This window comes from uncultured Legionella sp., from assembly GCF_937871865.1.
GTDB lineage: Bacteria > Pseudomonadota > Gammaproteobacteria > Legionellales > Legionellaceae > Legionella.
In genome coordinates this window covers 1-8,228 of sequence record NZ_CALMPD010000039.1, presented here as the reverse complement: position 1 = coordinate 8,228, position 8,228 = coordinate 1, and the positions used below count along the sequence as shown (strand labels likewise).

Here is an 8,228-nt window from a genome sequence, read left to right as displayed (position 1 = left end):
AGGCGGTCCCATTAACTGCTGATCGATGGTCCCTTTAGAATGCTGAATGACACAAGTGGGCGATAAAGTATTATCTATCCTTAAAGTACAATTGTTAGGAGATTCATAAGATAAAACTATATGAGTGGTATGCTTTAATTTTCTATCGTCATAAATAATAGATAAATTTTTAGGGTAATGGGAGTTTTTTGACAAAATTACTTGAAGTTGACGTTTGATATCTTTTTGATTATCAGCAGACCATTTTCTTAAAAATTCGATAATCTTAATAAGTAAAGGAGCTTTTGGATGACTTGTATTAGAATTTACTTCTCGTTGTAAAGCATTAAACTCTCCGGAATTTAAATAGTCGATATTATATTTTTTAAAATCTTCTCTCCCAGGAAAGCCGTTGCCAGAAATCTCGTTATCATTAATAAAAAGGTTAGTGTTATATTGAGTAAAGGATTTTTCGGGAAGAAGGGAGGCTGTTTGATTAAAAAATTGGTTACTTTCGCCATCAAATTTTCCACCATAAGTATCAACCTTTAGGCCTGAAATATTAATTATTACACCCTTTAAATCAACATAAGCATTTTCGGGGAAAGTATAAGAAACCATTGCGCCATAGTTATCATAGTCATAATGGCCGCCAGTAGTATTATTAAAAATGGGCATTTTTTGAACTCAAACACTTATAAAGTACAAAATTTTATCATATTTTAATTTTTTTAGTAAGTTCAACAGCAAAATATCTCTCCATGTGAATCTTCTATTCATCGTAAATCCTGGCTGCCATCATGACTTTCAGCGAATTCTTTAGTACTTTAGCAGCTTTTGAGCGCATGACAGTAAAGATTTGCCTATGACTTCTTATTGTTCCGTCTCTTATTGCTGGCCCTTATAGCCTCTTTTCCTGCTGCTGTTTTAGGCCCAGTAGAAAGTCCTCCGTGTAACTTACACCGGCCATTTTTAGGCCCGTCTTGAATCTCACACCATACGGGCTGTGCTTTACATGGTGTGCCTTTACGTGTTTTTGCCCCACATTCCCCTCTATCACTTCGAGGAGTTTTAGGGTCGTTGCAATACCAAGAAATCCTCATCCTACCGTGTTTGTCAAAATATACTGATGTCATTTTCAATTCCTTTTTCCAGACCCCATGACGCGCGCGTGATATGGCTGCAAAAATTATTTCTAATTGCGCGTTTAGTGCCAATCAGTGCCGTACTAAAGTACTCGGCACCAATATGCACTATTTTATTATTGTGCCGATTATTGCTAGGCACTAATTAGCACCAATCGGCACTTTATTGACAACCCCCATTGACTCAATAATTTTCCCTGATCCCACTAATTTTTTAAGCTGACGATAAATGGCAGATGAGTTATATTGGCCTTCAAAATGCTTCACCAAATCACGTTTTTTTATAGGTTTTTCGAAAGAAAAAATGTATGCATAAATAGCTTCTCCAATTTCACTGAATCTTTTGCTTGTACTTTTTATTGGAGCTTCAGTAGATGTCACTATGCAGCTTGTTGCAGGGTATCCCCATTTGGTCACCCCAAGAGTTACTTTTTCGAGCTCAAAACCAATGCGGATACCTTTGCTGCTTAAATCGCGTTGTTTTGTAATTTCAGCACATCGTCCCATTGCCGAATCAGTTACTTCTATTTCAGTGTCGACTGCAGCGCGAACACCACTCCATCCACGAGCGCCAGCAGCAGCATTTTTCCCGCCATGGTGAATTAGCATAAAATGAGCATTGCATTCGCTTCGGATGCGGTCAAAATGACGGACTACCAGCCCCATGTCTTGGCCTGCATTTTCATTAGCGCCTGCACTCAATCTCGCAAGCGTATCCCCAACGATAAAGCGAACTTTTTGTTTATACTGCTGCTCCAGCAAGTGAACTAGCGCAATAACTGCGGCAGTGTCTGTATCACCGTCAAATAAATTAATTGGATTTTGAACAATAGCAAAATTTTTGACACGCACATTGTGGTATTTTTGATACGCTTGTAAGCGCCTTTTAACAGAAGTAGGCGACTCTGCAGCAAGATAAATAACTAGCCCTTGTTCTGTTTTTCGTCCCATCCAATCAATGCCGCGAGCAATAGCACATGCCATATCGATTACAAAGAAAGTCTTTCCGCTATTAGAGTCTCCATAAAGAATACTTCCATCGCCAGAAATTAAAACTCCCTCCAAGAGCTCATCTGCAGGTGAAAATGTTTCAGGTAGCTCATCAGCAAATATAGTATTAAGAGGTAATGGTGGTGATTTTTTATTATTTAGTAATAAACGGAGTTCCTTATGTCCAAATTCTTGCGCATAATCGCCAATATCATAGTTGTCTGGTAACAATTGTGGTAATTCAATCCAAGAGGCATGCATCTCTATTGCTATTTCTTGCGCCAATTTTTCTTTACCCCTGTCTGGAATAATGATTAGCTCTAAAGATGGATATTGAATACGTAATGTTTTGACTACTCTTTTCATTCGACCGGAACCAAAACAGACAACTGCAGCTAAATTGGTCAATTGATTAATTGGCCATGCGGCACCTAACCCTTCACATATATAAGCGATACCTGTTATTTGGCCAACTGTAAAATAACCATCATTAAATTCCGCGCCATTCAAATTTAATTTTTTACCACCATTAGGAGGAATAAATTGAAGTGTTTGTAATTTGTTGTCATTCCAACATGGAACAACAAGAAACCCTGCAACATTTTGCCCAGCAATGGTTAAAGGTGGTGCATCTTCAGGATAAACTCTTAATCCATGAGGGTTGCCCTGTTTTTTAGCAATATAAGGATGAGTTTTATCAGCAAGTAAAGAGGCATTCCAAATACCCAATACACGGGCGTCATCATTTACTACAGTTTCTGCAATAGCTTTTTTATTTTGCTTTGCTTCAGCATTTTTATTGGCAGTAATAATGCTAATATCCCTGACCTCATGGTTTTTCCAACCATTTTCTTTTGCTATATGAAATAATGTAGCTTCGGTTATCCGGCCTGACTTATCAAAAGACTCCCAGGCAGTTAAACAATCTTTTTCGTGTAAATAATTTGAGCCGTTTTTACTCCAATTATGGAAGTCTTCAAAAGATAATCTCGCTGCTTTTGCAGCCATTCCAATTTGAATCCATTTTTCACGAGAGCATCCAGGGTCTATAGTAGCAAGGGCTGAGCGAGCGCGTTCTAACTCAATCATGTTGGCCCTCCCCATCCAGTAATTTGGGAAGCCATGGAAAACAAAAACTAATATGTTTTGGGCCTTGATTGGATTCACCATTGTAAGTACTATATTTTTGCTGTCCTTTATTAATAGCCTCTTTAATCGCGGCAACGATTTCAGGGCTTGGAAGTTTGTCGGTATGAGCAGGAGGGGCATTTTTAGTCATGACTTACCCCCAAATGCTCATTTATCCATTGATGAATTACATCTGTGTGCCAAGCTAACCGATTATTTATTAATATAGGCCTGGGGAATTTTTTACTTTCCCACCAACGCCGCAAGGTTATGCGATTACGACGCGTTATCTCTTCAACGTCTTTGATAAAATAGATTTTAGGTTTTAATGAAGTGACTCTTACTGCCATATTTGCCATCCTTGGAAACGATTTATTAATATTCGATATCAAAGGTAACAAATAAAAAACCCAGATAACCCAGGCTGGGGAATCTGGGTTTACGTGGCTAAAAAAGAAGGATGGTGGCTGGCGCTAAAAAAATGATTTATATATTTGGAGTAGATTTTTTAGTCGTTCTTTGAATGCCTTATATGTGGTGAAAATTTCATCTTCATGACAACCTGTGCCGCTTACGGTAGATTCATCTTTATTACTCTGTACGTCCATCTCAATAGTTCTTGCGCCATCTTCTATTAGGGCTTTCTCAAGCAGTAAAAAACATTCCCATTCCATAGGTTTAATAAATTCTGTAGATGGATTCGGTAATATTTTTGGAAGAATGCGATTAATTATGGCGTTTCCTATAGCATCTTTGCGATAGGTGCTTCCAATTTCTTGTTTGGCAGGTGTTTGAGCTTGAAGCGTGGTCAGCGTTGGGTCTTCACAGATAAGCTTCGTCATAATTTTAGGAGGTAGTTTATAGCTAAGCTTTTTTTTATAACTTTGACCTGTAGCAATATCTGGTTCATTAAAGTATTTGGCATTTAAACCGGTAAGTTCTCCAGAATTCTGTAGTATATCGATGAGCTTTATTCTCATCCGTTCAGCCATGCCATTTAGAGCGTGATCTTTAAAATCAATTTCACCGAAGGACTCATAACCTTTGCGGCAAATTGCTAAAATCCAAGCAAAAATAATTAATTGTGTTGGTTGATTGATTTTATTCATTTCAATTCTTATGGGATGTTCAATACAGATTTGGTCAAAGAGACTGGTAATCTGTTCAATGCGTTTGACTATGCTAGCCTCTACCATGGATTTTAACATTGGCATTACTCCATCAAAGTAATTCATCACAAATTAGTGCCAAGCAGAGTGGGTGATGAGACCTCTTTTTCTCCCCGCGAAGGATAGCTTGGCCTGGCGAGTATACGATTCAATGAGATTGTTGAATAGGACTTAGAAATTCCAAGTTTGGATTATTTAGATTGTTTAAATATTGAAGGTTGCATGACTTATAAATAGATTATGAATTAAATCAGACAAAACCTCTCCATTTTTTTATAACTGGTTAGGTTATGTCTGATATCACCCAGATGTTCCAAAATGGAACTTGTGCTATTTTCTTGCGGTTCATCCTCTTTGTTTTTAAATTAATTTTTCCAGCTAGATGTTTCAATCCAACCTTTGTTTGCCAGAACATCAATTGCCAGATTAATTTGCGAGGCTGAAAATTGTTTTTTTCGCTCATTCCAAGCGTAAGTATATTTTATAACATCATTCTGAGATGTTATTGAATTATGGGTAATAACCCAATGTACTGTTGCCAGCAACTCTAGGCCAAAAGGTGTTTCAAAGCCGTCTACTAAATCAGCAACTTTATTATAGCGCCCATGGGTATCGCGATGTGAAGACAAAAAAGTGCTGGCTTTTTCATATGCCCCTGGCAGTAAAGACAGTGGTTTGTTTGGTGTGTCACCGCCATCAGCATAGCCTGTAATAAAATGACCTTCAATTTTGTTTAAAACATGTCTTAAATTTTCTGCATATGGGCCATAGTGATGCTGTTTGTAATTCAATCGAAGTGACTCACCTGCCTCTTGTAGAAAATACATCAACTTGTGTACTTCAATCAGTGTTACAAATGGGTCTAATAGTCCATTAATATATCGGTGTATTAGTTCTATTAGGGCAGCACGGCCAGCTGTCATCTTCGGTTCTTCGTGTGAGGATGGTCTTAAAGAAGCGGGCTGCTCACTCGGTTCAAAAACAATGATATTTATATCAGGAAATTTTTCAAAAGTATTTATAATAAGCTGACGTACTTCGTTCCAATTTAACCCGCCCAATCCGCAACCCAAAGGAGGTATGGCAATTGACTGAATTTTTTCTTTTTGAATTGTTTCTGCCAACGAATGTAAGCCAGATTGAATATCCGAAATACGGCTTTTTTCACGCCAATGGCGTTTAGTAGGAAAATTAATAATATATTTTGGAGAGCAGTCCTGGTTATTTTCAAAAACAAACATCTTTCCTGGCATAACTTCATTATGTTTTGCTGCTTCAGCATAAACTTTAAAGTTCTCGGGATATTTCTTTTTGAATTGTAAAGCAATGCCTCGCCCCATTATTCCTACACAGTTAACTGTGTTTACAATAGCTTCAATATCCTCTTCAAATATATTCCCAGTTTTAAATGTAATCATGTTATATAGCCGTCTGTTTTTGTATCATATGTAGTCAGTGCTTTAGTAGTACCATTTAGGTTCTAGGCCAAGCTTAGGTTTATGCTCACTGCTTTGCAATATGCTGCTCACCTTATTAAAAACCCTTTCAGTTTGAACCCCAATATAGTTTACTAAATGCCATGGAAACGCTTGTTCTATAAGAAATTCTGCTTGTTTCTTTTCCCTGCAACTAGTCCAGTCTAAAGTTTTAACTGCGTCCCAATCAATCTCTTTTAGCCATTCTATGTTAGAACTGTCATTAAAATAACGTGAGCCAGCATTAGACGTAGTAAAAACCCATTTTTTATTATTTTGTGCAGCCCATTCAATAGTTTTATATAAATCAGCTTGTAAATGGATGATAAATTCTTGTCCACTTTGATAGCTAAGCTCAGAATGATTTCCTTTCCATATAAGATAAAGCATAACAGAGCGTGAGCAAAAATAAAAAGGAACACAATCACCAACAAATAAGTGGGGATAACTTTTGAGCGTTAGTTCAGTCAACCGACGATGTTTAATTTTACTCATTCCAATTGAAGTTCCTGAGCATTCGCGTTTAATAATTTCTCTATCGCACCATAAATGTTTATCTTCAATTATCGAAGGTAACCGATCAAAATGAACGATGTGATAAATTTTAGGGGTTGTTGGTACGCTCAATTTAGTAATTCCTTATATACAGCTTTCTTTTAATGGCAAAGGCACTATATTATCTGCTAACAAATTATTTAAGTACTCAGACCACTTATTTAACGCTTCTTTACGCTGGAGCAGCATTTCATTTCGATTATAAGTAGCCATAATTTTAGGCATTTTATGACCCAGGCATTTTTCAATTACAACTGGGTCAATGTGAAGTGCCTCGCCAAGCTGAGTACAAAAACTTCTTCTTAAGTCGTGTGCTGTCCAGTGAGGGATGCCAAGTCTTTCCTGAATGCGGTTAATAGCACGCGATAAAGCTTTGGGGCTAAGCGGCACGCCTTGGTGAGCTGAAAGTATAAAATCTGATTGTGAGACTGATTTAAGTGTTTTAAGCATGACCTGTACAGGCTCAGTTAAATGAATTCTCATCGTCTCGTTTTGCTTGGTGTGTTCTTGAGGAATAGTCCAGAGGCTATTTTCAAAATCGATTTCTGACCAAGTCGCAAGCCTAAGCTCGCCCGACCTTATTCCAGTATGTAAAATCAGCTTGATGGCTAATTTGATTTGGATGGACATGCGATTTTTACAGCTATTTAAAAATTGCAGTAATTCTTTTATTTCATGAATTGTTAAATAACGAGCGCGGGGTTTCTCTATTCCGCCGATGTCACGACTTTGTAACAATAAAGCAGGATTTTCAGCCATTGCACCACGCCTGACCCCATAACTGAATGCTTGTTTAAGGGCGGCTAGTACTTTATTGGCGTGCACAGGGGCGCCACGCTTAACAATTTTATCTAGAGCCTTAGTAACCATTGCAGGAGTAAGGTTAGTTAACTCAACATCCCCAAGTAACGGAATGATGTCTGCATCTATAAGTTGTTTAATTTGTAGAGGTTGTTTGCGTTCTTTTTCAATGTAACTCGTATACCATGCCAGCACCAACTTACTGACTGTATTTGTCCGTGCTTCTTTTTGAGTATTAATAATGTCCTTGGGATTTTTCCCATCGCGGCGCAGCTGACTCAATTCAATAAACCGCTTTTTAGCATTAGCCAAACTCATGGCTGGATAATGCCCCAGCGTTATTTTATCGGTTTTATCCGCTATTTTGTAACGGTATATCCAGCTTTTAATTCCATTGGGAGTGACGCGAATTCCAAAGCCAGCCCCTTCATATTCTTCATAACGGGCAGCACGCGGTTTCATTCCTTTGATGTAGGTGTCGGTAAAATTTGTCATTACAGCCTCATTAACTCTTGGGGTACACTTCGGGGTACACTTAAACTTGCTCTCAAGTGAAATTGTTTGAGATTATCTGAATGTGATGATATGGTTTAAATGCATGTATATCAAGAGTTATAAACGATTTTTGAATTTAATTGAAATTGAATGATATCATTAGTAGAAAGCATGGGGTGCTAGTGGTCGAAGGTTCAAATCCTTCCGTCCCGATCATTAAATCCCCTTTATAATCAGTCGGTTGCATCTTCTTAGTTAAACTCAATAAAAATAAAAAATTCTGCTAGGTGTACTTCAGGGTGTACTTTACAATAACAACATTAAAAGAACATGGAACGTTTATGTTGGAAATGATTCAACAAATTTTCATTGCGTTAATTAGCGTTGTATTTGCCAAGTGGCTAGACAAAATGTGGGATGGAGAAAAATCGGCTCATTCCCATTTAAGGGGGCAGCTTTAATCATCCGCAGAGCACCTTAACACGGACTCT

At 37.8% G+C, this 8,228-nt stretch carries 9 protein-coding genes; all 9 read right to left on the bottom strand.

Annotation, left to right across the window (positions count from 1 at the left end):
• Positions 1 to 657 (bottom strand): hypothetical protein (locus tag Q0495_RS02340; RefSeq protein WP_298622620.1); only part of this gene is annotated, 657 nt, incomplete at its 3' end.
• Positions 658 to 842: 185 nt separating this feature from the next.
• Entirely contained in the window at positions 843 to 1,115 is a 273-nt protein-coding gene (locus Q0495_RS02335) for an HGGxSTG domain-containing protein (RefSeq protein WP_298622619.1), read from the bottom strand.
• 150 nt (positions 1,116 to 1,265) lie between these two features.
• The gene (locus Q0495_RS02330; RefSeq protein ID WP_298622618.1) at positions 1,266 to 3,203 is read right to left on the bottom strand and encodes an AAA family ATPase; all 1,938 of its coding nucleotides are present in this window, start codon (positions 3,201 to 3,203) and stop codon (positions 1,266 to 1,268) included.
• Entirely contained in the window at positions 3,196 to 3,393 is a 198-nt protein-coding gene (locus tag Q0495_RS02325; protein WP_298622617.1) for a hypothetical protein, read from the bottom strand. The genes Q0495_RS02330 and Q0495_RS02325 overlap by 8 nt, the downstream gene beginning before the upstream one ends.
• Entirely contained in the window at positions 3,386 to 3,592 is a 207-nt protein-coding gene (locus tag Q0495_RS02320; RefSeq protein WP_298622615.1) for a hypothetical protein, read from the bottom strand. The genes Q0495_RS02325 and Q0495_RS02320 overlap by 8 nt, the downstream gene beginning before the upstream one ends.
• Before the next feature lie 123 nt (positions 3,593 to 3,715).
• On the bottom strand, positions 3,716 to 4,450 hold the full coding sequence (locus Q0495_RS02315) for a hypothetical protein (protein ID WP_298622613.1): 735 nt from the start codon (positions 4,448 to 4,450) through the stop codon (positions 3,716 to 3,718).
• A 326-nt stretch (positions 4,451 to 4,776) separates the two neighbouring features.
• A complete protein-coding gene (locus Q0495_RS02310; RefSeq protein ID WP_298622611.1) occupies positions 4,777 to 5,829 on the bottom strand; it encodes a macro domain-containing protein in 1,053 nt (350 codons plus the stop codon).
• Positions 5,830 to 5,871: 42 nt separating this feature from the next.
• On the bottom strand, positions 5,872 to 6,513 hold the full coding sequence (locus Q0495_RS02305; protein ID WP_298622609.1) for a DUF4433 domain-containing protein: 642 nt from the start codon (positions 6,511 to 6,513) through the stop codon (positions 5,872 to 5,874).
• A gap of 12 nt (positions 6,514 to 6,525) precedes the next feature.
• A complete protein-coding gene (locus Q0495_RS02300; protein WP_298622607.1) occupies positions 6,526 to 7,737 on the bottom strand; it encodes a site-specific integrase in 1,212 nt (403 codons plus the stop codon).
• Positions 7,738 to 8,228: the final 491 nt, after the last annotated feature.